The organism is Ulvibacterium sp., assembly GCF_965228935.1.
Classification (GTDB): Bacteria; Bacteroidota; Bacteroidia; order Flavobacteriales; family Flavobacteriaceae; genus Ulvibacterium.
The window spans coordinates 304,115-330,913 of record NZ_OZ245846.1 but is presented as its reverse complement, the minus strand read 5'-3'; the positions used below and the strand labels follow the sequence as shown (position 1 = coordinate 330,913).

Here is a 26,799-nt window from a genome sequence, read left to right as displayed (position 1 = left end):
TTTTACATGAATGGTAATTTATTTTGGGATGTTTACCACTTTACATCATAGCCGATTTTGTTTAATGGTAAAATCGGTTGCGCGTTTTAAATCTTTTTATTTTATCCTTCAAATGGTCTATGCCTAAGGAATTGGTTCTAGGTTTCTTGAGCATCATTTTTTCCAATGGAATCTCAATAAAAGATTCGGTTCCGTTACCGGATTCACCAATATTATAAAAGGGTATCTCCTTCCTACGATTTTTAAATCTCTTGATCATTGAGATAAAAATGGTCAGGGTAGTGCCTATAGCAAACCCAATGGCCACACCGGATATAAATTCAACCTCGATCATCCTTTTCTGATTTTTCATTAAAGTTAAAATGAAGGTTTTGCCTAGTAGTGTTGTAAAGCCTGAATTTTTAACCCATTTTGACAAGCTTTTTTTGGCTTTCCATATGGGTCAAAAATTGATTTTTTTGGAACCCGTACTAATACGAAAAAACAGGAAATTTGAACTCTTCTGTTCATGTATTACTGCAGAGTTTGCGGGTTGGGATAACCAAGCTATTCCCACCATCCGTTCCCTGTATTTGAAGATGGTGGGGATCCGCAAATTCAAAAAGCCAAAACAAATGATAGTTGAAGGTACTCGTGTAAAATGAAACTGGGGCAACGGAACCGCCAAGGGGAAAGTTGTGGAGACCTATACTTCCAAGGTAACTAAGACTATTAAAGACACCTCCGTAACGCGCAATGGGGAGGAGGGAAACAAAGCGCTCTATATTAAGCAAGAGGGTGGGGACTATGTTCTCAAAAGCGAAAGCGAAGTGGAACGTGTGGACTGAAGAATGTCTACTATACGGCCAGGTCATCCTCCACGACTTGGACATCTTTGCTTTTTTGACCCCTGGACCATACTGCGATGCCAAAGGTCAAAACCCCCAACCGGCCGATGAACATCAACAAAATAACGAAAACTTTGCCAAAATCGCTTAGTTCGCCAGTGATACCCGTACTAAGTCCAACTGTGCCCAGGGCAGAAGCCACTTCGAACAAGATTTTTTCAAAAGGGAAGTCCTCGCTAAAGGATAGGGCAAACGTACCCAAAAATATTATTGACGTATAGAAAATAAAGGATGAGGTAGCCACATAAAGACGTTCAAACGGAATGCTTCTGCCTAAAAACGTGATTTTATCACGTCCTCTTAGCCTACTTTTCATAATCGCCAAAACAGCTGTTAGCGTGGTTATTTTCATACCACCTGCCGTTCCGGACGGGGAAGCGCCGATATACATGAGCAATATAGTTACCAGGAGCATAGGCAAAAGAAATGAGCCAAAATTCACGGTATTGAAACCCACCGTAGTCATAGCGGTCATCGACTGAAAAAATGCAGCGTATATGCGTTCTTTTCCCGAAAGTGAATAGACGGCCGGTTCAAAGAGGTAGAAGAATGAGAAACCAAAAACCAAAAGAATCAGGAAGCCAAAACCAATGATTTTGGTAGTGAAGCTGAGTTTATGGGATTTTCTTCTGATCCATAAAAGAAGATCCGTAACCACTATAAAACCCAATGAACCTGAGATGGCGAGGACAGATATGATAAAGTTTATGGCACCATCCCTGACGTATTCCGTAAAGCCGGTGTTGAAAAGGCTGAATCCTGCGGTACAAAATGCGCTTATACTATGGAATATTGAAGGCCAAATGGCCTCGGCAAAGGACATACCATCTGCAGTAAAGGCCACCAAAAAGGCCACCGTTCCTATTAGCTCCATAGTGAGGGAAAAGATAATCACGGATTTTAGAAAGTCCGAAATCTTAATGGTAACGGGAAGGGTAAATTCGGTTTTTAGTACCCGGCTATGCCAATGTGTTAGTTTCCTGGTAGTAGACAAAAGAAAAAAAGTGGTGAAGGTCAAATAGCCAATACCGCCCAATTGAAAAAGAACACAAACAATAATCTGTCCTAAAATAGTATAACTGTCAAATACACTGATGGTTACGAGCCCGGTGGTGGAAACCGCAGAGGTAGCCATAAACAAGTGATCCAGAACAGATACAGAGGTTTTTTGTACCACAGGCAGACAAAGCAGTACAAATCCAAAAAAAACATACGTGAAAAAACCATAAAACAGATTCTGTTGGGGAGACATTCCAAGTTTAAACCTTTGGTATTTCCCGTAAATTCTTTTTAGCAATTTCATTGAAAACCGAGTTGGTCTGTGGATATAGGACAGATTTTAAAGATGTCACAATTTAGCAAAAGAAAAAAAAGTGAGGCCTAATCCCTATTCGCTGCTTTTTCCGTTTCGATCTTGAGCGTTTCGGGCAGATCCAAAGTACGGATGGGGAAAGGAATGGTAATACCATTTTTATCAAATGTCTCCTTAATTAGGATTAATGCCTCCGTCTTGGCCTTTGCAACTTCCAGGGCAGAGGTAGAATCTATCAAAAAACGGACCTCAAAGTTGATACTACTATCACCAAATTCCTTAAAAAGGAAAATAATATCTTCCTTGTCCTCTACCTCATCAAAAGCCTCCGAAATTCTTTTTATGACTAATTCCCTAACAAAATTTAAATCGGAGGAATAGTCTACCCCACATTCCAGTATAACCCGTGACTGCGCTGTTGTGGAAAAATTTTTAATGGGGTTCTCCACTACCAACTTGTTCGGAATGTAAACTAAATTATTGTCAGGTTGTTTAAGCGTAACCGAACGAAGGTCCAGATCAACCACCTCCCCTTCAAACCCATTGGTCTCTACCCAATCGCCAAATTTTATATGTTTAATATAGGATAGGACAATCCCGGAATACGTATTGGCCAAAGCACCCTGTAGTGCAAGACCAACGGCCAGACCCACAACGCCGGCACCGGCCAAAATCGCATTTAGGGTTTTGCTTAAATTCAAAATGCCCAATACCAAAAAAAGTCCAAATAAGATTACCGTAACCGACACCAATTTGGAAATCAAATTCTGCATGGAAGCTTGCAGTTTGGTACGTTCCAGAATTTTTGATGCCAATTTGTTGATATATCGGGAAAGGATCAGGGTAATGATAAATACCAGAAGGGCGATGATAAGGTTGGGCAGGTTAACCACCAAAGTGTCGAACCATGAATCGAGTTTTTCGACCATTTTTTCCCAGGCATCGTTAAATTTTTTGTCCATCATTTCCCTTTTCCTGATTGTATAAAAGCAGTTTTTTATTCTTTTTCACACTGGAAAACTCTTAGGGCCGGGCAAGCGTCTATGGCTTCCCCTTAAAGGTCAATTCAAAAACTGATTCCCTTAAGTTCAATGGTGGCGCAATATTCCACCGTTTCATTTGGATTCCCTCAACTTCCTTGTCCTATTTACGGTTCTCCATATAAGTTTGGTACTTCTTGGAAAGACTTTCTTTTTGGCTGGCGGAAAGTACTTTGCCCGCCATTTGAAAAACTTGATGTTCTTCCTCGTCCAAGTGATGTTCCACTCTTTCCTTTAGGTCTTTGGCAATCTTTAACCAGGCCGGGGAGCTGAACTCCGTTTGTTCTAATTCTTCCAACAACTCATCTATCTCGTGATGTTCCGCAATGCCGTGGCGGGCCTTATCCTGGGTTTTGTCACTATCTATTAAAGGTTTGTAAAAATACCGTTCCTCGGCATCCGCATGCACCTCCAGTTCTCTCTTTAGGCTTTCAAAAGTTTCCTTTCTCCTTTTGGTGTCCCCGGATGTGTTCACCAATTTATCCAGTAAGTCACGTTGCTTATCATGGTCTTTACGCAATGTCTTGAATATATCCATCATTTTGTCTATTAAATGGGAAATGGCCCCAACGAATTATGCCAGGACCATTTTCAAACAACCAAACCAACTATTTTGAGTAAATAACCTTATAATCACCAACCTTGTCTTTTAAGGTCTCCATATTTCTTATATAAGTGTGTTGCGTATTGAACACTCTATCCGGTTTATCACCAATAATGTAATGCTTGACCTCCAAATCTGGAGCGTTCAACGTAACCTGATCGGAAATGCGCATCTTTTTGTCACCTATGGCCTGTTGCATTTTGGTTAATTCCGAAATCACAAAGAGCCGGTTTCCGCTTGCCCAAATTTCCTTTATGTTTATTTTATGTTCATTATCCGTCACTTCGGCCTCTACCATTAGGGTACGTTCTTCTTTCTTTTCGGAATCGGGCATATCCACATCAATAAAGGGAACCTCTACCTGTTCCTCTTCCATGACTATGACCACTTTGGGAATCTCAACGGTTTTGGTGGTGGTCCCTACGTTTACATCCGCCCAATTCACTTCGTATTCCGGAAGTTTCCCGGCATCTGCGGATACATCCACATCAATATCGGGCAGTTCCCCTTTTTCCTCTTTTTTTATATTGCAGCTTAAAACGGCTATCGAAACCGAGATTAGAAATAGTGTTTTTTTCATTTTTCGGATTGTATTTAGATTAGAATTCTTAGTGTTGAAACAAAAGTATACAACGGTTTTGGCAACTCTGTGCTCTATTGATTTGTTCCTTGACGGATTCGCAAAATCATCATATTTTTCAAATTTGCATGGGAATGGATGAGGCGACAATCGCATTAATTTTATCATCGAACAGGATAAAACCATAAAAATGATTTTTTCACCTTTATCCTAAGTTATATGTTATTAAAGCTACTGTTTTATGAATCCATCATTTGATTTTTCCCTTTTGAAGGTAATGTATATCAATTGCACCTTGAAGACTTCACCAAGGCAAAGTCATACCGAGGGACTTATGAAGGTTTCCATGGACATTATGGAATCCGAGCGGGTAAAAGTGGATTATCTACGTTTGGCGGATTATATTGTTCCCAACGGTCTTTTGCCGGATATGACCGAAGAAGGGGCAACCCAGGACCATTGGCCCACTATCTATGAAAGAATCATGGCTTCCGATATCCTCGTAATCGGTACTCCTATTTGGCTTGGGGAAAAATCCTCCCTTGCCGCCAAACTGATTGAACGGCTATATGGAATGAGTGCAAGGACCAATACAAAGGGACAGTATGCTTATTATGGCAGGGTTGGCGGATGTGTCATTACCGGAAATGAGGATGGGATAAAGCACTGTGCCATGGGAATTCTATATGCCCTACAACATCTAGGGTATAGTATTCCGCCACAGGCGGATTGTGGGTGGGTCGGGGAAGCCGGGCCCGGACCCAGCTATCTGGACAAGGAATCCGGTGCCAAGGAAAACGAGTTTACGAATAGAAACACAACGTTCATGACCTACAATCTACTCCACCTTGCCAAAATCCTAAAAGAGTTGGACGGCTATCCGGCTTATGGCAATTCCAAGAAGAACTGGGATGATGGGACCCGATGGAATTTTGAAAACCCAGAATATGGATAAACCTTGGTTAACGATAGGTTTTACACCGTTAAAATTCCAGAAATAATGTTAACTTTCAACAATGGCAACAGGCCTGTTTTAATATAGATATGCATCCTACGTCCACACTTATTTGTATACCGGATATCAGTGGCTTTACCGAATTCATGGGCGAGGCGAACTTTGAATTGAGCTCCAAGGTTATCCCGTCCCTTCTGAACAATATCATCTACTCCAATGAAATAGGTTTAAAGGTTTCCGAGGTAGAGGGAGATGCCGTGTTGTTTTATAAAAGAGGAGAGCTGCCAACATTGCGAAACTTGGTAGGTCAGTGTCGTTTTTTTTATACGGAATTCTATAAGCAACTAGCGGTTTTACGAAGGCGATACTCCAAAATGGAGGATGCCGTGCATATTCCCAAAATGTTGGGATTAAAGATTATACTACACTATGGGGAAGAGGTGGGTTTGACCAAGGTGGGCAAACATATAAAACTGTTCGGAGAGGATTTGATAGTGGCCCATCGCCTACTTAAGAATGATGTTCCGGTGGATGAATACCTTTTGTTATCCGATAGTTTGGTCAATTATTACAATAAGGAAGGTGTTATTGACCGAGAATTTGAATGGGGCAACTTGACCCGACACGAAACGGATTACCCGCAGTTGGGAAAGTTGACCTATTGGTACATAGACTTTAGACCTTTAATAGAGAATTGATCTTATGACTTTTCCGTTAGATTCGGACAGAATTAATTTCGGGCTTAAGTATTCGAAATAGATGAAGTAGCTACTAATGAAAATGAGATTTGCCCTCCAATATTACATGCTCGACCTATGGAAATAAACATTAATGCTAAAAGTACCGAGGGTATCGTAAAACAATTGCAGCAGGCAATCGGCGGTACCATTACCGAAAGGTGGGGCGAGTATACCCTCACCGTTGCCAATCCAATCGCCAATGGAAACATCAGGTTTATGGCTTTTGATTGGGGTATAAATCTTTTGGAGTACGATATTACCTTCTTTGAAGAGGTTACCTTGATTATGGATACTTCCGAGTATAATCCGATTCACTTCACCTATTGTTTGGAGGGCTTTTGTAGACACCGGTTCGGCTACCAATCGGAAGAAGAAATCCGTACACTGGAACAATTTCAATCGGTTATCATAACAAGTAGACATGGTGGTTATAATTATGGGTATTTTCCAAAGGATATAAAACTGGCCATTAACGTAATCCAGATCAACCGAAAGGCATTCCTAAAAAAGCGCCTTAGCGCGGTAGATGCGTTGAACAAAAAACTATATGAAGTCTTTGTGGACGAAGATCATGAAAATGTTTATGCCCATTATGGTTCTTATGATTTAAAATTGGCGGACAAAATTGGAGCTTTACGAAAGGTAAGGACCAAGGGTATGGTACGCATTATGCAGGTAGAGGGTCTGGTTTACGAAATTCTGTCCTTGCACATTTTTCAACATAACAAGGCAGTTAACAATACAATGCCGGAGACCTCCCTGCTCCGCAGGGAACTAAAAATCGTACGAAAATTGGCCAACCAAATCGCCAATAATGTATCCAAGGATTATTCGTTGGAGAAGCTCTCTAGGGAATCCGGCCTGTCCCAGGCCAAGCTCCAAGAAGGTTTTAAGCTATTATATACCCGTACGGTAACCGAGTATATTCGTCATGCTAGATTAGAGGAGGCCCGTGATTACATCCGGAACACGGATATGAGTATTTCCGAAGTGGTATATACGATAGGTTTTAGCAGCAGGAGTTATTTTTCCAAGATCTTCAAAAGAAAGTATGGGATAAGTCCCAGCGAATTTCAACAAAACGTTATGGTTCCACTTGAAATTTAGTTTAAGTACCCTTCTTTTCGTATTTTTCAAGTGTCTGGAAGGTTTGTGAGAATATTTTTTTACCCTATGTCAAAACGAATAAGAAAAAGGAACTCCATTGGGATACTATTGGTTTTGGTATTTTTAACCGCCTGTATCGATAAGCGTCCAAACCGGACGGAAGATGGGCAGGATAAACTGGAATCTTTAAGAACCGACCCACCATTTAATAAGAATAGTATGTTGTTCAAGGATACTATTTATGTACCTATTTACTCCAATATATATTTGGATGAAGCCGATCAAAAGGGCTTGTTATCGGCAACCTTGAGCATCCGCAATACCAGTTATCAAGACTCGTTGTTTATCTCCAAAATAGACTACTTTAATACCGAAGGTCATTTGGTAAAAAGCTATTTAGATCACTCCATAAGTATACGGCCCATGGCAACAGTAAACTATGTAATAGATAGGGAAGATGATAGCGGTGGATGGGGAGCAAATTTCATTGTTGCGTTAAGTGCCAAAAATCCCGATATGAAACCTTTGATACAAGCGGTTATGATAGGTCATACAGGCAATAGAAACTTTGCATTTTCAACCGACGGATATTCAATAAAGGCCAGTTTAAACACACCATAAAAAAATGTGCCCCCTTAGAAAGCACATATTAAAATAGTACGTGTAAGGGCACAGGTGTTACCGGAATAGTTTTCGTATAAGGAATAGAATCCCATATTTCTTGACAGAGGACAACAAGGTTCCCAACCAATTGTACGGGCTCAAGTCTTCTTTTATATCGGTTTTGAGTCCCTTAATTTCCTCCAAGGCAATTTGCCTTTCCAGGCTCAACCGCTTTAAATCATATTTTATTTCCTCTAAGTTTTTGTAAGCTTTCATCTTATTCGAAAAAATCCCGTGATAATTTTCTAACTATATAATTATCTATCCTAGCCCTAAATCGATAGGCCAAACTACCGAGTAACAGGAAAATCGTTCCCACGGCCAAACAGGCAAAGATGGCATTCCCCAAAAGCGAACCAAGGGCCAAAATTCCCGCAACTGCCAATATGGTAAGGCATAGGAAAAAAAGCCCCCCAATCAGGGCAATTTTACAGAACCTACCCATAATCATAGCCAACTGTTGAAATATCTTTAGCCTGTAGTATTCCTGGGTCTTTTGATAATATTCTTCACCAACTTCTATCGCTTTATTGGAGGTTTGGTTTAAGGACTCAAAAACGGGCATTAGGATGTTTTCTGTAATTTTCTGTTCTTGGCTTTTAACGCAGCCAATTTGTTTTCCAGTGTGGTTATTAAATCCTCGGTCTTATAGCTCACATCGGAAACTATGGACTCTACTTTTGAATCTAGGGTTTCCTTTTTATTCGATAGTTTATCCGCTACGGTATCTTTGATGTCCAAAGCCTTTTCCTCCAAGTTTTCCTTGGCTTCCAAGACCTTTTCGGAGACTTTTCTTCTCGTATTTACCCCTTTGTCCGGAGCATAGAGTATGCCGACTATGGCGCCTATGGCCGTTCCGGCGAGAATTCCTAAAAATGTATTTGTGTTATCACTCATAACTATATGTTTTTTTAGATTAAACCTTAATTTCCTGTAAAATTCTGGCTTTTTTACCGATTGGATTAACTCAAATCATTTAAAGATTAACGGAGATACTTTGAGGTAAAAGTGTTAAGATTTTTATGGATAGCACTAATTGAAGATTTTCCGTCATCGTAACTTTGGCCGTAAGCTAAAACTGTTTGGTTTTATCCAAACACCAATCTGGAGAACCTTTCAAACTATAAAATCGTCCATGGATTAAAAATATTTTGTCAAATAAAATAGAGAAGATGAAACAAGGAGAAGAGACTACGAAATTTGTTAAGGAAAGCGACAATCCAACACAAAAATATATCTTTCAAAAAAACAGGAAAACGAAAATAGCAACCTATCTAATTGTAGCTGTTTTGCTTGTAATAATAAGTGCCTTGATATTTTCCGCTGCGGACATAGGATAAAAGTTGTTCATATTAGGTAAATAGATTTTCGTCATTCGTTCCCCATATTATGGTCAATTTTTGGATGCATACCATATGGCTTTATCAAAATTTAAGGTTGTTTGGAATAAAAGAAGAAATTACCTGTTCCAATATAACAGGTATTTGGGATATTGTTCTTACTTGATTTGCTTTTCTGCAAATGATTTCATCTTATCCTTTTTTGCATCGGTAGCCAAACCATATGTCCATACACTTAATTTATAGGGCTTACTTTAAAAATTTTTATGAAAGCAAAAATCAAAGGAATCTTAGGTCTTTTGGTGGCCTTAATTGTATTAAATGCCTGTGCCACCTTTAATCTTCAATACAATATCGAATCAACCCCACCCAAAACGGATGAACAGAATGTAATACATACATTTTACCTATCAGGAGGACTTGGGAATAACGGTGATGATGACGGATCCCTTCCCAAGCTTTTAAAACACCATCTGGATTCAGCGGACGCCCATAGTACGGCTATCTTTTTGGGAGACAACATTTCCGGGGATAAGGCCAACTGGTCCAAGGATAAAGCTTTGGTAAATAGACATTTGAAATTAATTGCCGACTTCAAGGGAAACACCATACTTATACCCGGCAATAATGAATGGAAAAGCTTCAATACAAAAAAAATTGAAAAGGTAGAGGAGTATCTCAAGGACCTAGACCAGGCGCGGGTTCACTTTTACCCGGAAAATACGTGCCCCATCGAGCACAAGGTGATCAATGATCAGTTGGATGTAATCCTTATTGATTCCAAATGGTTTATATCCAATTGGTCCCGCGTGGAGGGCATTAATAATAAATGTAGCGATATAGTCACTAGAAGACGTTTTAGGGAGGAATTGGAAGGATATATCAATGATGGTCAGGGGAAAAACATAATCATCGCCATGCACCATCCCATATTCAGCAACGGCGAATATGCCGGTAATAATACTTTTGCCAGCCATATGGTTCCTCTGCCGGGCATCGGTACGTTGGTGAACGGTATCAAGGAGGTGGGTGGGTTTTCCCCAGATAGGTTAAGTTCCAGACGTTACAACCACCTTAGGATCGTGGTAAGTGCCCTGGCGCAATCTTCCGATCGGATAACCGTGGTATCCGGCCATGAAGAAAGTCTTCAGTATTTATCCGGGGGGAGTATGCATCAAATCATAAGTGGCTCCCTGGGCAGCACTTCCGCCACCCATCTTTCCAAGGATAGAATAAAGACGATAGGGGGAATGCTGGATTATGAGGGACACTACAGCTATGGTAAAAATGGGTTCGTTAAACTGGAATATCTTGCGGACGGTTCCTCAAGGGCCACTTTTATTACTGGGGATATAGAACCCTATACCCTAAATATACTACCAAAACTGGATTATGGGGAAGTTCGGACCAATTTTACAAAGCCGGAAGACCGGGAAAGGAAGGCGGCCATAATCGAAGAGACCGAGGAACTAAGGAAATCCAAGTTTTTCGAGTTTTTATGGGGCAAGCGGCATAGATCTTACTACGGCCTTCCAGTTACCGCTCCAATTGTAGATTTGGACACCCTTTATGGAGGTCTAAAGGTGGCCAAGGAAGGTGGAGGACACCAATCCCACTCCTTACGCCTGGAAGATAGGACTGGCAAGGAATATGCCATGCGATCCCTACGAAAAAGCGCTTTGAAGTTCTTAAAGTTCAAGGTTCCAGGAGTTGCCTATGTAGCCGAAGATTATGAAGATACCGTTCCGGAGGAGATTGTGGAGGATTTTTTTACTACCGCCCATCCTTACATGCAATTGGTGATTAATCCGTTGGCAAAGGCCATAGATGTGAACCATTCGGACACTAGACTATTCTATGTACCCAAACAGAATGCTCTGGGACGATATAATACGGATTATGGCAATGAACTCTATTACATTGAAAGACGACCTTCCGATGAACAAATGAACTACAAGGGATATAGAAGGGTCGTGGACGAATCCGGTAAGGTCACCGATGTGGAAAGTACGACCGATATGTTGGAAAAGGTAAAGAGTGACGAAGAATATACTATTGATCAAAGGAGTTTTTTACGTGCCAGGATTTTTGATATGTTGCTGGGGGATTGGGACCGGCATCAAGACCAATGGCGTTGGATAGAATATGAAAAGGAGGATGGTGACAAGGAATTCATGCCCGTTCCAAGGGATCGGGACAATGCCTTTCCGCAATTTGATGGTACCGGTCTTGGGTTGATAAAATTGTTTTTTCCGGTTGCCAAGCGCTGGCAATCTTTTGATGGCGAGATTGCAAATTTAAAATGGCTTAATTCGGGGGGCTATAGTTTGGACAAGGCCCTGTTGACCAAATACGATGCGGAAACTTGGGAGGAAGAGGCAAAAAACATCCAGAAAAATTTAACGGAGGATATTATAGATAAGGCATTTTTACGGTTACCGATGGAAGTGAGGGACAGTACTTCCGCAACCATCAAGCAAAATCTAAAGGAAAGATTGCAAAACCTTCACCTATATGCTTTGGAATATGGACGGTTTTTGGACAGGAGCATTGCATTGTATGCTACGGAAAAAGACGATATCATAAAGGTGGAGCGCTTACCCGATGGAAATACCAAGATAGTTATAAGAAGGATTCTGAGCGATGACCCCAATGAAAAATTCTATGAGCGCATTTTTAACAAAAAGGAAACGAAGGAAATATGGATTTATGGCTTGGGAGACGATGATGTTTTTGAGGTGACCGGCAACGGGAAGGATGAAATATTTATACGGTTGATAGGTGGATATGGAAGGGATACCTATACCATTTCCAATGACAAGGCTTTAAAAGTTTATGATTGGAAATATGAGAAATCGGATTTTAAGGAAAAATCTCCTACAAAACAACTGACCGATGTTTATAATACCAATACATTTCATTGGCGGTTTTTTGAGTTGAACAACAATGTCATAATTCCCAATATAGGGTTTAGGAACGATGATGGTCTTTTCCTGGGGGCCACCAATATCTATACCGATAATGGATTCAATGGAAACCCTTTTAGGCAAAAGCATAGTTTATCCGCCAAATATTATTTTGCGTTTCAGGCCGCCGAACTTGCCTACCAAGGAATATTCGCCAATATTTTTCCAAAATGGAACTTTGAATTGGATAGCTATTATAGTTCCGAAACCTATGTGAACAACTTCTTTGGTTTTGGGAACGAAACCCCGAATCTTGAAGATTCATTGGATATAGAATTCTATAGGGCCAGGATGGAACAAATGAGGATAAGTGCAGGTATCGCTTATCACACATTCCGTATAAGGGCGTTATACGAATCCTATGATGTTACGGAGATGGCAAATCGATTTTTTAATCGCAACAATCTGGACGAACGGGTTTTTGATCATCAAAATTATGTGGGCGGGGAGACCTCCCTATATTATTACAATGACGATGTAAAGGATTTTCCCACTAAAGCCATTTATTTTGGGCTTACCGGGGGGTATAAGGCCAACTTGGACATTACCGAAAACCGATTTGGATATTTGATGTTCAATACGGAAATAAGTCATAAGTTGATTCCTTCTGGGAATCTGGTCTTGGGAACCAAGGCGGAATGGAGAACCAATTTTGGCGATAATTATTTCTTTTACCACGCCCCTTCTTTGGGAGGAAATAATGGATTGCGCGGCTTTAGGGATGAACGCTTTACCGGAAAATCCTACTTTTATCAAACCACGGATTTAAGGTTACGCTTAAAACGATATGTCACTTCGGTCGTTCCCATTACCATTGGTCTGTACGGAGGCTTTGACTACGGACGGGTCTGGCAGCCAAATGAAGATTCTAACCAATGGCATACCTCTCAAGGAGGCGGATTTTGGATAGGCGGGTTCAATTATCTTGCCTTCAATTTGGGGTTTTTTAATTCCGTTGAAGGCAATATGTTCCAAGTTGGATTTGGCTTCGGGTTTTAAGTCAAAAAAATCTAAGGCTTCTTATTAAAAAATTTAAACTATGTCAAATATCCTAGAAAAAACCGAGCAAAAGGTTACCCATCTATTGACCCATTCTTTGGGCCCGGAATTTCTCTTTCATAATCTCAGACATACACAGCGTGTAGTTGCAAGCGCAAAAGAAATTATGGAATCCATGGATTTTTCGGATGAGCATGGAGAAATTTTGTTGATTGCCTCATGGTTTCATGATGTGGGTTATACCAAAGAGGTTGAAAACCATGAAGAAAGTAGTTGTGAAATAGTGGAGGAATTCTTAAAAATCCAGGGCAAGACGGATGATTACATCCATGAAGTCCATACCTGTATCAGGGCAACAAAGCATTCCTATGAGCCTATAACTGTTGCTGAACAAGTTATACGGGATGCGGACGCGGCACATTTGGCACAGAAAGACTATTTGGCGGTTGCGGAGGTTTTACGCGAAGAGTTATCCTTGTTGGGAATTGCCTCCTATTCCGTGGAGGAATGGAGAAAGAAGAATATTGAAATGTTTCGGGCGGAACATAGGTTTTATACCAAACACGCCCAAGAAAACTGGCAAAAAGGGAAGGATAAAAATTTAAAGAAGCTTGTAAAATCTAAAAAGAAAAGACTAAAACTTGAAAAAAAAGAGAACCTAAAAGCCAAACTTAAGAATCAGAGCCCGGATAGGGGCATACAGACCCTGTATCGGGTAACTCTAAGGAATCATATAAAACTAAGCGATATTGCCGATACCAAAGCCAATATTTTACTCTCTGTAAATGCCATAATCATTTCCTTGGCATTGGCCAATCTGGTTCCGAAATTGGATAACCCTTCCAATGATTACTTGTACTATCCTACTTTCATATTTATTATCTTCAGTATTGTCTCTATGGTGATGTCAATTTTAGCCACAAGGCCCAATGTTACAAGAGGGGAGTTTACTAAGGAGGATGTACGCTCAAAAAAGGTAAATCTACTGTTCTTTGGGAATTTCCATAAAATGCAACTTGAGCAATACAATTGGGCCATGATGGAATTGATAAAGGATAAGGAATATATATATAAATCCCTCACCAAGGATTTATATTATCTAGGGGTGGTCTTGGAGAGGAAGTATAGGCTTTTGCGGTGGACGTATACTATTTTTATGATTGGTATGATACTATCCGTAATTGCCTTTGGGATAGCACTAAAGTATTTTGGCCCCGAGCGCGTATTGAACCTACCAGATTTAACGCAATAGCAAGGGGCTTTACAGATTATTTCATTTATAACTTTTTATGAAATGAAAATTCTGGAATATGGGCATAGCGGACTAAAAATCGGCAATTCTGTAGTATGCTTTTCTACTACCTTAATAATGTTATTTTAGAGGTGAGTAGTAGGGATAAGGTCAAAAATTTAGCTTATACAATCGGTTTGTAGTAATTCTTTGGTCTACCTTGTTCCCAATAATTGTTTACCGGAACATTTAACAGATTAAGTATGTAGCAATGCAAGAAAAAGAAAGTGAAAGCAAAGGGAACGCTTTTAGGGTCAATGAAAATACCGTAAGGTCGTCTAAAGAGAAAACTAAGAAATCAAAGTCAGAGGACAAGGAAGAGGATGAAGGAAAAAACAAAAACAACGCCTTAGAAGTTAACGAAAATACCTAGTACTCATCGGAATAGTATTCTAAGTCTGATTTTTTTTTCAAAAAAGTGAAGATAAAATAAATGTGAATACCATCACCATTACAGTCTTTGTAAAGGAAGATAATCTTTCTAGTTCAATCAAATAGCTTTTTCACTGTGACTTAGGATGAGTTGATGCACAAACTGAAGTTTTTCATATACTTTGTACGGAACTACAAATGGATAAATATCCGAAATCCCCATAGATCGGTTTAAACTATTTACTGCACCTGTCAAGGCAACACTAGCTTTAAAAATTTGTTGAAACTCTAATTCTTGGTAAGGGTTGGGGCATTGTACTAGGCCCGGTGATTTTCTTGGATTGATTGAAATGCCAAATGAGTGAGCCGTTTCCAGAGTATCCATAATATGAAGATAGTGGGCAAAAGTTTCCGCCCAATCTTCCCAAGGGTGCGCTGAAGCATATTTGCTTATAAAAGTTTCATTCCATGATAAAATAGCACCATTTTCATGATACTTGTTGAGTGCTTCCGAATAATCTATTCGTTCATCACCGAATAATCTTCTAAAGGAATCCAAATTCTTCTCAGTGCAAAGGAGTTTCCAATAATAATGCCCAATTTCATGTCTTAGATGACCTAATATTGTACGATAAGGTTCGGACATTTTTTTCCTCATTTGCTCTCTTTGAACAGAATCTGCCTCCGAAAGCAACAAAGTAATAACTCCGTTAGAATGCCCGGTCAATAGACCATATTTATTGTTCTTTGGAAGAAAATTGAATTGAATTCCTTCACCAGAGTCCTTATCTTTTTTTTCTATTGGCAGCTTCAAGGATTTAAGTTGGTATGCTAATCTTCTTTTGGCAGCTTCCAATTCTGTTAATCTTGTAATATTGAGCAGATTTCCTGGTTTTGGTTTATGATGAGTCAAAGCACAGGATTGACATAAGCCATCAGGATTTTTTGATAGCCAATTGCATCCAATTAGTTCTCTGTTTCTGCAATATTGTACATTATTGCGAAGTGGAGTAGGTACAAAATCCGATTTCTCTAGATAAAAGACTAAAGACTCCCCGCAGTTTAAACAGCTTAGGTTTTCAAAGAATATTTGTTGAGAACAATTTGGACAATTGAATAATTTCATATGTATTAAAATTAAGTCATATGGTTAACCTATATTAGTCCAAATGAATCATCAATTCACTCAAAAATCATAAATGGGCTAAAAATCTTGTCCGGTATAATCTGTCCATCGGTCAAGAAACGACCAAGGCATTGACCTCGTCCAATACATTGTTGTCAAAGTCCTTCAAGTAGACCTGTGTCGTCCTTAGGGAACTGTGGCCCAACGCCTCGCTTATCAGTTCGGTGGAAATCCCAAGGTATTTAGCGATGGTGGCCCAGGAATGCCGGATATTGTAGGTCGTGAACCTTCCTTCGATTCCCGCGTCCCTGGCCATGATCTTCAACCTTTCGTTCATTCTCCTTCTTTGGGACTTGTACTTTTGATAATGTTCTGTACTCCCATCATAATTTGTCGGGAACAGGTAGTCGTCGGATTGCTTTCCGGCCACGTAACGGTCAAGGATGTTACGTAGTTCGGGGATAATTCTTATCGCAAGGGGTTTGTCCGACTTGCTCCTTCCATAATATATGTGGGTGTCCGTAACATGTCCGACCTTGACCTGCACAAGGTCGATGAAGTTCATTCCCCTACAGTAGAACATGATCATGGCATAATTCCTTGCATGCCAGAGAATGGAACCAGTTGGATAAGCTAGCTCTTTTATGCTGTTGATATCTTCCTTTGTCCTGGCTCTTTTCCTGGTACGGCCCCCGGATGGGATTTTATAGGTCTCGAAGGGATTCTTCAAGGGTACGAAACGGTCTTCCTCTATGGCGGAGTTGTAAATGGCTCTAATGGCCCTGAGATATATGCTAATGGTATTTTTACTGTTCCCCTTGCCCAAATGAAAGGCCTCGAAGTTCCTTAAAAAGGAAATGTCAATCTCATGGAGTTTAGCCGGTTTCCCTTCATTGAATTTTTTAAGGGCGGCCATACCATTGGAATACCATTTGGCCGTTCCTGGTTTGTTGGCGTTCCGCTTTCTTTGGATCAAAACGTTGCCCCAGTCCTCGAGCGAGATATCGTTTTCGACCTTCTTTTTGATCTCCGACCTTATATTGTCGTTCCACCTGTCCTTGATCAATTGGACAAGATCGCCGACCTCCAAGAGGCGGAGACTGTCTCCAAGTTCCCTCAACAGGCATTTGGCCTGGTACAGCTTGTCCTCCAATTCAATGTTTATTTCCTCACGGCGAAGCCCCTTGTTACGGACAACGGATTTTCTCAATTTGTTGTTGACCTCGTCCCACCCCAAAATGGAGGTTGAATGGCCTAGGCCAACGTATCGAGTTTTTATATGATGTACCCTGAAGGAAATGGGGTATGTGCCGTCCGTTTTTCTAGAGCTTTTCCTGGTATCCAATATCAAGCTTATCTTGGCCATTTTCGTCCGGTTTTTACTTAAGTTACGAATAAAAATTGCAAACTTTTTGCATACTTTTTCTTGATATCGAACCGAACCAAATGGTATAAAAATCAATTAAAAATCTAATAATCAATATGTTAACATATTATTGATTTTTGAAAATATTTAAAGTTTTAGCCTGTCACGCAGGGGGTCGCGGGTTCGAGTCCCGTCCAGACCGCTGGAATTCATTGAAGAATTCGAAATAAGCCTGTAAATCAAGTATTTACAGGCTTTTTTATTTTATTTGATATCAAAAAATACCATATAAAACCATAAAAAAGGTGCGTAATTCGGTGCGTTAAAATACCCCTTTAAAAGACTCACCGCCATCGCTGTAATTGACTGTTAAAGAAATCTTTACGAAGAAATCTTAACATTTGGTTTTAGTACTTTCCGGTGAGTTTCAAAATTACTCACCGATGTCTGGAAAAATAAACGTCCTTTTTTACCAAAAAAATCCGATACCGATACGGACGGAATGATAACAGTCTATGCCCGGATAACTGTCAATGGAAAACGTGCAGAGCTCAGTTTAGGGCGTCGTGTCAAGGAACAACGGTGGGATTCGCGCGGTGGTAAACTGCGGGGAACTACCATGGAAGTCTCTAAATTCAACCGATTTTTGGATACCGTGAAAAACCGCTGTTTTGAAATCCATGATACCCTGCTAAGGGAACATCAGGATATTTCCGCCACCATCATCAAGAACATTTATCTGGGAAAGGAAGGCAAGGAATGGATGGTATTGGAAATCTTCCAGAATCATAATGATGAAATGGAAAGCCTATTGGGAAAAGGTTTTACCAAAGGCACTTTACAACGCTATAGAGCGGCCTACAAGCACGTATCAGCCTATATCCAACACAATTATCAAAGAAACGACATTCCTATGCGTAGGGTCGACCATAAGTTTATCACAGGTTATGAATACTTTTTAAAGTCAAAGCCAAACCTCCGCATACAATCGGGAAATAGCATCATCATCCAATTCGGGATTTATGCGCTGAATGCTTTTTTTAAAAATATCGGTAAAAATGTTTGTTGATTCATCCCACGTTTGTTCATATAGAGATATATAGGCGTACCCCAGACGAATAAGATGCAATATGGAAGGTATTTTTACTCTGGAGTCTTCGTTGAATATCATTAATGGTTGGTAGTGAGGTTTCGCATTCTAAAATAGGGCAATTTTTCGATTGCAAGAAAAATCTAACAAGAAACCGTTGTATAAAATGAACTAAGCAAAAAATAAGCCATTATTTTTCTTATACCACTATTAGATGTATAAATAAGATAAAAAATATTGTTTATTTTATTATATTTGAATCAAATAAGGAAATAATGGTTGAAAAAATATCTAAATCACAGGTTTTAGAACGTATTCAGTTTGAAAACTACTGGTGGCGTAATAACGGTATTGAAGAAGATTACAATGCCATGCAACGCCGATTGTACTTCGATATTTTCAAACCTATGGTATTCGACCGAACCATAAACAGGGCCGTTGTGCTAATGGGGCCAAGAAGGGTCGGGAAAACCGTAATGTTGCACCATACCATTCAAGAGCTGATAGACGAAGGGATCCCTGCTCAAAAAATTATTTTCATTACGGTAGAAAATCCCATTTACATCAATATCGCATTGGAAGAGCTTTTCAAATATGCTTTGGAAGCTATAGGCAACCAAAATCCCAAAGACTGTTTCGTATTCTTTGACGAGATACAATATTTGAAAGATTGGGAAATTCATCTAAAGACATTGGTGGACAGTTATCGTGGCACAAAATTTATAGTATCCGGTAGTGCCGCTGCTGCCCTAAAATTTAAAAGTAACGAGAGCGGTGCGGGACGCTTTACAGACTTTTTATTGCCACCCCTTACCTTCTACGAATACATACATATAAACAATCTACAGCACCTAATGGTCGAGAGCAATTTGCTCTGGAAAGGGAAGGAGCAACATTTTTATGATACCGTAAATTCCCAGTTGTTGAATGAGCATTTTGTGAAATATATCAATTTTGGAGGGTATCCCGAAATCATTTTCTCGCCACAAATGCAAAAGAATCCTGGGCGTTATATAAAACAGGATATTGTTGATAAGGTGCTGTTACGAGATTTACCTAGTTTGTATGGAATTAAAGATGTGCAAGAATTGAATAGGCTGTTCACTACCATTTGTTTTAATACGGCCCATGAATTTGAGTATGAAGAGTTGAGTAGAACTTCAGGGGTAAAGAAGCACCTCATAAAAACCTATATTGAATATCTGGAGTCCGCTTTTTTAGTCAAAAAAATCAGTAGAATTGGCCAAAGCGGGAAACGTTTCAAAAGAGAAGTGAAGTTTAAAATGTACCTCTCTAATCCATCTTTGTACGCTGCATTATTTACGCCATTGGCGATTACCAATGAAAAACGTATGGGCGATTTGGTAGAAACGGCCATTTATTCGCAGTGGATGCACCGTGATTGGTTTAATCCGTATTATGCCCATTGGGGAAAGGGAGAGGTGGATATGGTAGGAATCGATGAAGGTACATTACAACCCACTTGGGCGTTGGAAATCAAATGGAGTAATAGATATGAAGAAAAACCTAACGAGTTAAAAAGCCTTATTGACTTCTGTAATTCGAATGGGCTAACTTCTGCATTGGTAACAACAATTGATGTCAAAACCCAAAAGGAGTTTCAAGGTGTTACGCTGCAATATGTGCCTTGTGCTACCTATGCGTATAATGTTGGAAAGAATACATTGGATAGGAAGAAATAGATTTTAGAAATTGAAAGTGGCAACAATCCGCATCTTTTCCATGGAATCTTATTTTTTGATGTTCAACCGTAACCCTTCGGAATGACTTGTAAATTCCGGGGCATACATACTTTGAATGGTTGTAATGCCGTTGGAGAAATCACCACTATTATTGGCTCGTAAGTCATATTCAAAGACATAAATTCCTTTGGGTAGTCGGTCGAAGAAAAAATGGGTGGCAACATCTTTGGTCGATTGGTAATATCCCAATCCATCTTGCCATTTGTATTCTGACAGTACATCGATAGGCTCTAAGCCGGAGGCCCTCAAATCTTTAAGGTGAACAAATTCCAAATCTTCGGATGAAGTTATTTCCATTCGTATGGTTACAACATTGCCGAGCGATACGGAACTTGCATTCACAGGAATTAACTTTTCACCATTTTCCGTTCTCGTTTTAACAAAAACTTCTTTCTTGATTTGTAAGGGACTTTTTTCGGAGGTTACAACCTTGTCCAAATCCTCAAAATATTGCCAGTAAACGCCCCCAAAACCGCTTATATCGCTTTTGTTGGAAACCTGCACAGTAGCCATTTTCTGTGTAATTTCGTCATCCGACCAATCGACTTTAAGATATCCAGTGCCAGCTTCTTTTTGAGTGGATTCCAATTTTTTCGACTTTATTCTTTCGTCCCCTATTTCAATTAAAGTATTGTCACTGACAGAGAGCCAATCGCTTCCGTTCATTAAAAGGGCATAAATGGCCTCAGTGGTCGCCTTTGTGGTCGCCCATTGATTGGTGCGTTTATTTTTCAATAACCAAAGTTTTAATTTGTCAATGGTTTTAGTATCGGTTCCGATTTCGGTAAATGCCTCTATCAATAAGGCTTGAGTTTCGACCGGTGCTTGGTACCAGTGCCAACTTGACGTATTTTCTTTCCAATACATTCCGTTTTCTTCACTATCCACAGCCTGCTGTTTTAATGCCTCCAGAATTTTGGATGCTTCTTCTTTTTCTTCCATTCGATTAAGGAATAATACTATCATTCCTTTATTGTAAAGCGATTGCGTTAACCAAGATTCTTGACTTTTCTTTACATACCTATTTGAAATAGCCTCTAATTTTTTGGAAAGCGGATAAGTCTCTAAGTAAAAGCTTCTTGCGTATAAGTAGTGAATTATCTTATTGTTCAAAATAACGCTTGAGGTATCGGAAACTTTTTCGAATCGATCTTTGTGGTCTTTTAGAAACTCTTTATCCATAAATTCTAAAGCCTTTTTTACAATCGGTTTTGCTTTATAGTCACTTTCATTTTGCGTGTTCAATTTGCTGAGATGTCCAAATCCCGCTACGATGTGTCTGGTAATGAATTCGCTTTCACTTCCACCCGCAAACCAAGGAAAACCTCCTGAGCTAAGTTGCAGTTCTTTTAGCTTGTTTAGACTCTGGTTCTGCTGATCTCGTACTTTTTCCGATTCGAACAAGTTCGCCAAGTTTGCCTTGATTTCCTTTTCATTCATGGCATCTTTTACCCATGGTGTTTCAGAAAGGAGTATGGATTTTAGGTCTTCATTCTTTTCCAAGTGGGATTCGTCAGTTCCGTTAGCCCTCCAACTTTTAAAAACTTCTTCAACCCTTGGATTGTTCTTTGTGATGGATTCAGCAAGGGCATTCGCATAGAACCGAGAAAAGGTTTGCTCTGCACATTCATGTGGAAATTCCATCAAATATGGGAGGGACTTAATAGCCAACCAAGCCGGATTTGAGGTGTACTCAATTGTGAACTTATGATTTTTACGGGATTTTGAGTCGTTTGATAATAGCTTCTTAAACTCTACTTCCCTATTCTTACCGGGTACCACCCATAAAGGTTGAGCTTCAGTAACCAATATTCTATTGGATAATACTGGCAGTATGTTTGCTTCGCCGTCACTTTGCTGTCCAGCTTTAGCCAATATTTTATATTGAATGGCCTGTATACCTTCAGGAATTACCAATTGCCATGAAATTTCGGTATTGGCCTGCGGAGCTAAATTGAAGTTTTTGGTCTGTGGTGATTTTATCACTTTTTCGCCAATTGGCTTCATCGTTATGGCATCAAAAAGTTGCAGTACGGAAGTTCCAGAAAGTGGGTTAGTAGTCAGATTACTTAGTTTCGCCGAAAAGACAATAGAATCTTTTTCCCTTAAAAATCTTGGACTGTTAGGTATAACGCTCAAATCTTTCTGCGTAATCACAGTTTTTTCAAGACCTCCAAGTTCTAAATCTTTTGTATGCGCCAAGAGCATAAATTTCCATTTGGTCAAAGCCTGTGGAGATGTAAAGTTAAAGCTAAGTGTACCTTGGCTATTAGTAGTGAGGTTTGGAAAGAAAAAGGCTGTTTCTTTTAAATCAGACCTTGGTTCGACCTGCAAAGCATCTTCAAGTCCTTTTTTTGTAGTTATTATTACCACTCCATTTGCCCCTCTTGAACCATAGATTGCTGTAGCGGCACTGTCTTTTAGCACCTGAATATCAGCAATGTCATCAGGTAATAGGGTAACTTCAGAAGATATACCATCTTCAAACTCCATGGGAACTCCATCAATAACGAATAACGTTCGATTGTCATTAGAGACGGAACTTAAGCCTCGAATAATAATTTCTGAACCCGTTCCCGGAGTACCGGCCGTTTGGGTAATGTTAACACCAGCTACCTTTCCCTGTAATTTGCGTTCAATGTCTGCGTATACACTGCTTGCATTTATGTAGGTGACCGATCCGGTTAACGACTTTTTTCTAACGGCACCATAACCGACTATTACGACCTCGTCCAACGCTTGAGCATCTTCGGTCAAGACTACATTTACCGAACCTGATTTTTTTATGGCGACTTGCTCACTTTTTTGACCGATATAACTAAAGACTAATTCTGAGCCCACGGGTGCGTTGATAGAGTAGAAGCCGTCAAAATCGGTTTGGGTACCATACGTGGTTCCCTTTACAATTACATTCACTCCTGGTAATGGAATACCATCTTGATCGGCTACGATACCACTGATATTGCCATCTATCCTCTGTGGTTGTTGTACCTTTTGACTTAGACTTTTGAGGTATTTTTCGTTTTCGTAACTCATTTTACCGAAGTTCAATCCAAACCAATTGAGCTGATGGTAATTTTTCAAAAAAGGAAGGATATTACGTTTTTTTATATAGTTAAAAGGCCTAAAACTATTTGTCTCAAAGGATCCCATGTTTTGGATATATGGGGCACTAGAATAGTTGTAATTCCTAAATCCTATATCTTGGTTCCAACTATGTTCCCTAAATTGGTCTAACGAAGTGTCGTACATCGCTGCCAATACTTCCGCTTGCGCACTTTCCCTATTGGAATCGGTTATCCTAAAGCTCCAATTTTCTTTGGAATCGGGAATCAGCTTGTTTCTAAAACTCAGTGTTTCGACAGAAAGGGCTTTTTCGACTTCAGGAAAATTGACGGCAAACTGATCACTATATAAGCTGTTGAACTTTGTGTAGTAGAAATTGAATACCAATTTATCTTTGTAATAGTTCTCTACCGGGACTTTGACCAAACTGTTGCCATTGGTAATGTGAACCAATTCTTTAAATACCTCTTTGTCAACGTAGTAGCCCTCGGTAAACACATGAAGTTCTTCTACTGATGTTTTAAATTTCAACAGTATGAATCCATCCGTCTTAAATTCAGAATTGACCAACTCATATTTGAATATTTCGTTGCTCGACAAATAATTATCGCTTGGATTGAATACCTTAAAAGATGTGCTTGTGCTTACAGTATCTTTCCTGCTGTCTATAACAGTAATTTCAATTTTATATAAACCTGATTTCCAGTCAGAAATATCGCCCAGCATTATTTTGTCGTCACCTTCGGTGTTGAAGTTTTTTTGGAAAACTTTATCTCCTTTCGGCCAATTCTCCTTAACGTCTGTACTGTCATAGGGTTCATTTGGGAAAAGTTCTGAGTACTTATCCTTCGATATAGACTGCAATTCCACAACCGACCATGGTTTTTTTCTTAGAATACGTTCCGGTTCGTCAATCTTAAATACCTCAAGTTTTACCTCTGCCTCAATAGGTTGGTCATTCAAGTTCTTGGCAGCTACTCCAATACTATTTTCTTCTTCTGCGTTTAATCTTTGAGCTACAGTAATTTGAGTTTTAAGATTATGATAACCTATATAAACTGTTTTTTCTCCTGTTCTCGTTTCGCCGTTAATATCCGTTATATCTACACTTATGTCGTACGAAAAAACCGGTCTATTTGCTTCTATCAAAGTGGAATCCGGTATGGCAAAAAAAGGAATGGTAAATTTTCCTTGGCCATTGGTATCGGTCTCTCCTTGGGCTACCACTTCTTTATCTCCTCGATAATAATAGCTATTCGATAGCGATATTGTATTCCTCTCTACGGTGTAGTCCACTTTGGCATTTGAGATATCGGAACCTAAAAACGCTTTAGCTGAACCTGATACTGAAACTGAATCACCAATAATTAAGTTTTCCGTTATATCTTCAAAGGATATTTCAAATTTAGGACGCTTATACTCTTCTACGGAAAAGGCGATTTCCGTGTAGTCCATATCATCTACTTTATCCCAGTAACGATCGTATCTACCATCCTCATCACCTTCGTCTTCATCCATATAGATATAAAATTCTCCAGTCATTGAATTTTTAGGAATCTTAAATTCTCCATTTACCGAGCCATATTGGTTGGTTCGTAATCTGAATGTCTTGAGATCCTCTCCATTTGCATCCTCTATTGAAACGCTTACATAAGTATTGGGAACAACCTTTGAAATGCCTTTTTTCTTTTCAATGAGCATTCCCTTGAAATACAAAGTTTGTCCTGGGCGATATATGCTCCGATCCATAAAAAGATACAATTTGGCTATATGCTCGTCATCTTTTTCATTCCGATAAGTTCGATAGAGGCTGTAGTCATTGTGTAATAAAGTATCGTCTTTAATTGATGCGACTATCCTCAAATCGTAGACTTCCTTTTTGCTTCGCTTTACATGATATTCACCAAAGGAGTTGGTCTTTCCTTCCTTATTTAGCTTTTCTCCATCTGTAATGGTTATTTTGGCATTAGGAATGGGTTTGCCATTTTCACGATTTAAGAATTTTAGATTCAGATGATCATCCGTTTGAGAAGACAACAGTGCTAGATTGGTTACATTGACTACATCGGAAGTATAGATTTCATTCAAATCGCTCACGTTCTTAATACTTGAGGCAACTATCATGTAATGGCCTATCGAAAGTGCAGGTAGATCAATTTCAGTGGTATATTCATAGAAATCCGCCTTTTTTTGAAGCGAAAAGAACTTGGAAGCCATTGGTTTTTTTGTCTGAATTATTTCGAGCGAGAGACTATCCCTAACATATGAATGGCTATCCTCAAAATAGTCAAAAGGGATTCTATACATAGATATATAAAGACTATCTACATTCCTAAATTCAACTTTTGCCAAAAATGGTTTTTGCGGTAGAATATTCTTTTCGGTCTCAATATTCAGTTTCTTTTCTTCGATTGTGTTCTTTAAAATTTTGCATAGAAGCCCCCCGTCGGAATTGGAATGGTTCTTTATCGCATTATCACATATTTCAAAGGCCTCTATTCTCTTCGTTTTTAGCTTCATGCTATTCTTTGCGTTCTGCTCCTTGGAAGCCTCAAAGAGAAAGTTTGCAATTTCGTAGTCGATTACCGCCGACGTCTCATGATTTTTATATTCGTCCCTCAGCTTTTTCAAAGCTTTAAAATAGAGCGAGCCTTTGCGAGTAACGAGTGCGTTGTTTTTCATGAACTTCAGGCGCTGCAAAACAATATCAATATAGGCTAGGGTGTCCTTATTCTGGTGGAAAGACTCTAGCTTTTGAAAATATTTTACCGCATTTCGATTGGAATAAACACTGTCAAGGGTATAAAACTTCTCGGAGGAAAACCCCATTGTAGGTTCAAATAGCATTCGATCATTCAGTAAAAAACGCTCCTTTGGCCGATTTGTATATACCCGGTCTATTTTGTAAAATTCGAGAGCACGATGAACTAGAAAATCGAAGAGTGTAGGTCTATACTTTGAAGAGGTTCTGCTATCGGTCAGTATGGCCTCATAGTCTTTAATGGGAATTTGTTTTAACCTTATTCCATCTGAAACGGATTCTTGATAAAGATTTCCAATTTTATTCACTAGTGCATTTATATCCCACACTTCAAAATTATCGGATGAACCGCTATTTGAGGTTTGCGTCCTATTTCGGATTTTATACTGGTTTTGGCTTAGATATTGTTCTAGAAAACCAGCATATACTGATTTTAATATGACGTTTGTAGGGAAATCGCTTTTAGCGATGTAAACTCTTATTTCAGAAACGATGTTTTGCTGTGCATCTTCTTCGAGTAGAAGTGCAAACTTTGATTTGTAGATAAAGCTTTTGATTAATTGTGCGCTTTCTTCAGAGCGTTCAGCCCTTCTCAAAATTTTATCAGTTATTTCGGCTGCACTTTTGAACTTACCTTGAAGTTCAAATTGTTCCACTTCTTTCCAAAGTCTATCATATTTGGTTTGTGCAGAAAGGAGTTGGAATCCTATGGTTAGAAGTAAGAAGAATATTGACTTTTTCATATTGGTTAGTTTTGCAACAAGTACTAAA

At 39.4% G+C, this 26,799-nt stretch carries 21 protein-coding genes and 2 pseudogenes; 12 read left to right on the top strand and 11 right to left on the bottom strand.

All coding sequences use genetic code 11. The annotated features are described in order from the left end of the window. Positions 1-61 precede the first annotated feature (61 nt). A complete protein-coding gene (locus ACO06Y_RS01465) occupies positions 62-352 on the bottom strand; it encodes a hypothetical protein (RefSeq protein ID WP_422082047.1) in 291 nt (96 codons plus the stop codon). Positions 353-614: 262 nt separating this feature from the next. On the opposite strand from ACO06Y_RS01465, the pseudogene ACO06Y_RS01460 reads away from it, so the two are divergent. Next, positions 615-827: pseudogene (locus tag ACO06Y_RS01460) on the top strand (DUF2945 domain-containing protein). A 10-nt stretch (positions 828-837) separates the two neighbouring features. On the opposite strand, the gene ACO06Y_RS01455 reads toward ACO06Y_RS01460, so the two are convergent. The 4 genes from ACO06Y_RS01455 to ACO06Y_RS01440 form a co-directional block, all read right to left on the bottom strand. Continuing rightward, a complete protein-coding gene (locus ACO06Y_RS01455) occupies positions 838-2,190 on the bottom strand; it encodes a TrkH family potassium uptake protein (RefSeq protein ID WP_422082046.1) in 1,353 nt (450 codons plus the stop codon). Between the two features lie 77 nt (positions 2,191-2,267). Beyond that, a complete protein-coding gene (locus tag ACO06Y_RS01450) occupies positions 2,268-3,164 on the bottom strand; it encodes a mechanosensitive ion channel family protein (RefSeq protein ID WP_422082045.1) in 897 nt (298 codons plus the stop codon). A 178-nt stretch (positions 3,165-3,342) separates the two neighbouring features. Next, a complete protein-coding gene (locus ACO06Y_RS01445; RefSeq protein ID WP_422084228.1) occupies positions 3,343-3,777 on the bottom strand; it encodes a hemerythrin domain-containing protein in 435 nt (144 codons plus the stop codon). A gap of 70 nt (positions 3,778-3,847) precedes the next feature. Beyond that, positions 3,848-4,423 carry a hypothetical protein gene (locus tag ACO06Y_RS01440; protein WP_422082044.1) on the bottom strand — a complete coding sequence of 192 codons (576 nt, stop codon included), beginning with the start codon at positions 4,421-4,423 and terminating at the stop codon, positions 3,848-3,850. Between the two features lie 241 nt (positions 4,424-4,664). Between ACO06Y_RS01440 and ACO06Y_RS01435 the strand changes: the two genes are divergently transcribed. The 4 genes from ACO06Y_RS01435 (at position 4,665) to ACO06Y_RS01420 (ending at position 7,846) form a co-directional block, all read left to right on the top strand. Beyond that, positions 4,665-5,378, top strand: coding sequence for a flavodoxin family protein (locus tag ACO06Y_RS01435; RefSeq protein WP_422082043.1), 714 nt, complete (start codon positions 4,665-4,667; stop codon positions 5,376-5,378). A gap of 89 nt (positions 5,379-5,467) precedes the next feature. Further along, complete coding sequence (locus tag ACO06Y_RS01430) at positions 5,468-6,076, top strand: DUF2652 domain-containing protein (RefSeq protein WP_422082042.1); 609 nt, start codon at positions 5,468-5,470, stop codon at positions 6,074-6,076. Between the two features lie 117 nt (positions 6,077-6,193). Next, on the top strand, positions 6,194-7,225 hold the full coding sequence (locus ACO06Y_RS01425; protein ID WP_422082041.1) for a helix-turn-helix domain-containing protein: 1,032 nt from the start codon (positions 6,194-6,196) through the stop codon (positions 7,223-7,225). Positions 7,226-7,291: 66 nt separating this feature from the next. Further along, positions 7,292-7,846 carry a DUF3124 domain-containing protein gene (locus tag ACO06Y_RS01420; RefSeq protein WP_422082040.1) on the top strand — a complete coding sequence of 185 codons (555 nt, stop codon included), beginning with the start codon at positions 7,292-7,294 and terminating at the stop codon, positions 7,844-7,846. Between the two features lie 57 nt (positions 7,847-7,903). Here the strand turns inward: ACO06Y_RS01420 and ACO06Y_RS01415 are convergent, their stop codons facing one another. Genes ACO06Y_RS01415 through ACO06Y_RS01405 form a run of 3 tightly spaced genes read right to left on the bottom strand, consistent with a single transcriptional unit; the run spans position 7,904 to position 8,785 of the window. Beyond that, positions 7,904-8,104 (bottom strand): hypothetical protein, encoded by a 201-nt coding sequence (locus ACO06Y_RS01415; RefSeq protein WP_422082039.1) that lies wholly within the window; start codon positions 8,102-8,104, stop codon positions 7,904-7,906. Between the two features lies 1 nt (position 8,105). Continuing rightward, a complete protein-coding gene (locus tag ACO06Y_RS01410) occupies positions 8,106-8,453 on the bottom strand; it encodes a hypothetical protein (protein ID WP_422082038.1) in 348 nt (115 codons plus the stop codon). Continuing rightward, entirely contained in the window at positions 8,453-8,785 is a 333-nt protein-coding gene (locus tag ACO06Y_RS01405) for a YtxH domain-containing protein (protein ID WP_422082037.1), read from the bottom strand. Before ACO06Y_RS01405 ends, ACO06Y_RS01410 begins: the two co-directional genes overlap by 1 nt. Positions 8,786-9,060: 275 nt before the next feature. Between ACO06Y_RS01405 and ACO06Y_RS01400 the strand changes: the two genes are divergently transcribed. The 4 genes from ACO06Y_RS01400 (at position 9,061) to ACO06Y_RS01385 (ending at position 14,857) form a co-directional block, all read left to right on the top strand. Next, on the top strand, positions 9,061-9,228 hold the full coding sequence (locus ACO06Y_RS01400; protein WP_422082036.1) for a hypothetical protein: 168 nt from the start codon (positions 9,061-9,063) through the stop codon (positions 9,226-9,228). Positions 9,229-9,494: 266 nt separating this feature from the next. After that, positions 9,495-13,193: a hypothetical protein gene (locus ACO06Y_RS01395; protein WP_422082035.1), complete on the top strand. Its 3,699-nt coding sequence runs from the start codon at positions 9,495-9,497 to the stop codon at positions 13,191-13,193. A 40-nt stretch (positions 13,194-13,233) separates the two neighbouring features. Continuing rightward, positions 13,234-14,445 carry a Pycsar system effector family protein gene (locus ACO06Y_RS01390; protein WP_422082034.1) on the top strand — a complete coding sequence of 404 codons (1,212 nt, stop codon included), beginning with the start codon at positions 13,234-13,236 and terminating at the stop codon, positions 14,443-14,445. 250 nt (positions 14,446-14,695) lie between these two features. Next, positions 14,696-14,857: a hypothetical protein gene (locus tag ACO06Y_RS01385; protein ID WP_422082033.1), complete on the top strand. Its 162-nt coding sequence runs from the start codon at positions 14,696-14,698 to the stop codon at positions 14,855-14,857. A 117-nt stretch (positions 14,858-14,974) separates the two neighbouring features. On the opposite strand, the gene ACO06Y_RS01380 is transcribed toward ACO06Y_RS01385, so the two are convergent. Continuing rightward, on the bottom strand, positions 14,975-15,982 hold the full coding sequence (locus ACO06Y_RS01380; protein WP_422082032.1) for a zinc-binding metallopeptidase family protein: 1,008 nt from the start codon (positions 15,980-15,982) through the stop codon (positions 14,975-14,977). 112 nt (positions 15,983-16,094) lie between these two features. Then, positions 16,095-17,348 carry a tyrosine-type recombinase/integrase gene (locus ACO06Y_RS01375; RefSeq protein WP_422082031.1) on the bottom strand — a complete coding sequence of 418 codons (1,254 nt, stop codon included), beginning with the start codon at positions 17,346-17,348 and terminating at the stop codon, positions 16,095-16,097. A gap of 487 nt (positions 17,349-17,835) precedes the next feature. Between ACO06Y_RS01375 and ACO06Y_RS01370 the strand changes: the two are divergent. The 3 genes and pseudogenes from ACO06Y_RS01370 to ACO06Y_RS01360 form a co-directional block, all read left to right on the top strand. Continuing rightward, positions 17,836-18,066 (top strand): annotated as a pseudogene (locus ACO06Y_RS01370) (Arm DNA-binding domain-containing protein); the annotation flags it as partial. Between the two features lie 45 nt (positions 18,067-18,111). Then, the gene (locus ACO06Y_RS01365; protein WP_422084227.1) at positions 18,112-18,417 is read left to right on the top strand and encodes a phage integrase SAM-like domain-containing protein; all 306 of its coding nucleotides are present in this window, start codon (positions 18,112-18,114) and stop codon (positions 18,415-18,417) included. Positions 18,418-18,713: 296 nt separating this feature from the next. Next, positions 18,714-20,141, top strand: coding sequence for an ATP-binding protein (locus ACO06Y_RS01360; protein ID WP_422082030.1), 1,428 nt, complete (start codon positions 18,714-18,716; stop codon positions 20,139-20,141). Positions 20,142-20,189: 48 nt separating this feature from the next. Here the strand turns inward: ACO06Y_RS01360 and ACO06Y_RS01355 are convergent, their stop codons facing one another. Beyond that, positions 20,190-26,771, bottom strand: coding sequence for a carboxypeptidase-like regulatory domain-containing protein (locus ACO06Y_RS01355; RefSeq protein WP_422082029.1), 6,582 nt, complete (start codon positions 26,769-26,771; stop codon positions 20,190-20,192). Positions 26,772-26,799 lie beyond the last annotated feature (28 nt).

Bases quoted from the DNA above. Each gene is read 5' to 3' on its own strand.
- ACO06Y_RS01395 (WP_422082035.1), top strand. From the start codon at position 9,495: ATGAAAGCAAAAATCAAAGGAATCTTAGGTCTTTTGGTGGCCTTAATT.
- ACO06Y_RS01355 (WP_422082029.1), bottom strand. From the start codon at position 26,771: ATGAAAAAGTCAATATTCTTCTTACTTCTAACCATAGGATTCCAACTC.
- ACO06Y_RS01385 (WP_422082033.1), top strand. From the start codon at position 14,696: ATGCAAGAAAAAGAAAGTGAAAGCAAAGGGAACGCTTTTAGGGTCAAT.
- ACO06Y_RS01390 (WP_422082034.1), top strand. From the start codon at position 13,234: ATGTCAAATATCCTAGAAAAAACCGAGCAAAAGGTTACCCATCTATTG.
- ACO06Y_RS01445 (WP_422084228.1), bottom strand. From the start codon at position 3,777: ATGGATATATTCAAGACATTGCGTAAAGACCATGATAAGCAACGTGAC.
- ACO06Y_RS01435 (WP_422082043.1), top strand. From the start codon at position 4,665: ATGAATCCATCATTTGATTTTTCCCTTTTGAAGGTAATGTATATCAAT.
- ACO06Y_RS01415 (WP_422082039.1), bottom strand. From the start codon at position 8,104: ATGAAAGCTTACAAAAACTTAGAGGAAATAAAATATGATTTAAAGCGG.
- ACO06Y_RS01430 (WP_422082042.1), top strand. From the start codon at position 5,468: ATGCATCCTACGTCCACACTTATTTGTATACCGGATATCAGTGGCTTT.
- ACO06Y_RS01380 (WP_422082032.1), bottom strand. From the start codon at position 15,982: ATGAAATTATTCAATTGTCCAAATTGTTCTCAACAAATATTCTTTGAA.
- ACO06Y_RS01425 (WP_422082041.1), top strand. From the start codon at position 6,194: ATGGAAATAAACATTAATGCTAAAAGTACCGAGGGTATCGTAAAACAA.
- ACO06Y_RS01455 (WP_422082046.1), bottom strand. From the start codon at position 2,190: ATGAAATTGCTAAAAAGAATTTACGGGAAATACCAAAGGTTTAAACTT.
- ACO06Y_RS01450 (WP_422082045.1), bottom strand. From the start codon at position 3,164: ATGATGGACAAAAAATTTAACGATGCCTGGGAAAAAATGGTCGAAAAA.
- ACO06Y_RS01405 (WP_422082037.1), bottom strand. From the start codon at position 8,785: ATGAGTGATAACACAAATACATTTTTAGGAATTCTCGCCGGAACGGCC.
- ACO06Y_RS01410 (WP_422082038.1), bottom strand. From the start codon at position 8,453: ATGCCCGTTTTTGAGTCCTTAAACCAAACCTCCAATAAAGCGATAGAA.
- ACO06Y_RS01360 (WP_422082030.1), top strand. From the start codon at position 18,714: ATGGTTGAAAAAATATCTAAATCACAGGTTTTAGAACGTATTCAGTTT.
- ACO06Y_RS01365 (WP_422084227.1), top strand. From the start codon at position 18,112: ATGGTATTGGAAATCTTCCAGAATCATAATGATGAAATGGAAAGCCTA.
- ACO06Y_RS01420 (WP_422082040.1), top strand. From the start codon at position 7,292: ATGTCAAAACGAATAAGAAAAAGGAACTCCATTGGGATACTATTGGTT.
- ACO06Y_RS01465 (WP_422082047.1), bottom strand. From the start codon at position 352: ATGAAAAATCAGAAAAGGATGATCGAGGTTGAATTTATATCCGGTGTG.
- ACO06Y_RS01440 (WP_422082044.1), bottom strand. From the start codon at position 4,423: ATGAAAAAAACACTATTTCTAATCTCGGTTTCGATAGCCGTTTTAAGC.
- ACO06Y_RS01375 (WP_422082031.1), bottom strand. From the start codon at position 17,348: ATGGCCAAGATAAGCTTGATATTGGATACCAGGAAAAGCTCTAGAAAA.
- ACO06Y_RS01400 (WP_422082036.1), top strand. From the start codon at position 9,061: ATGAAACAAGGAGAAGAGACTACGAAATTTGTTAAGGAAAGCGACAAT.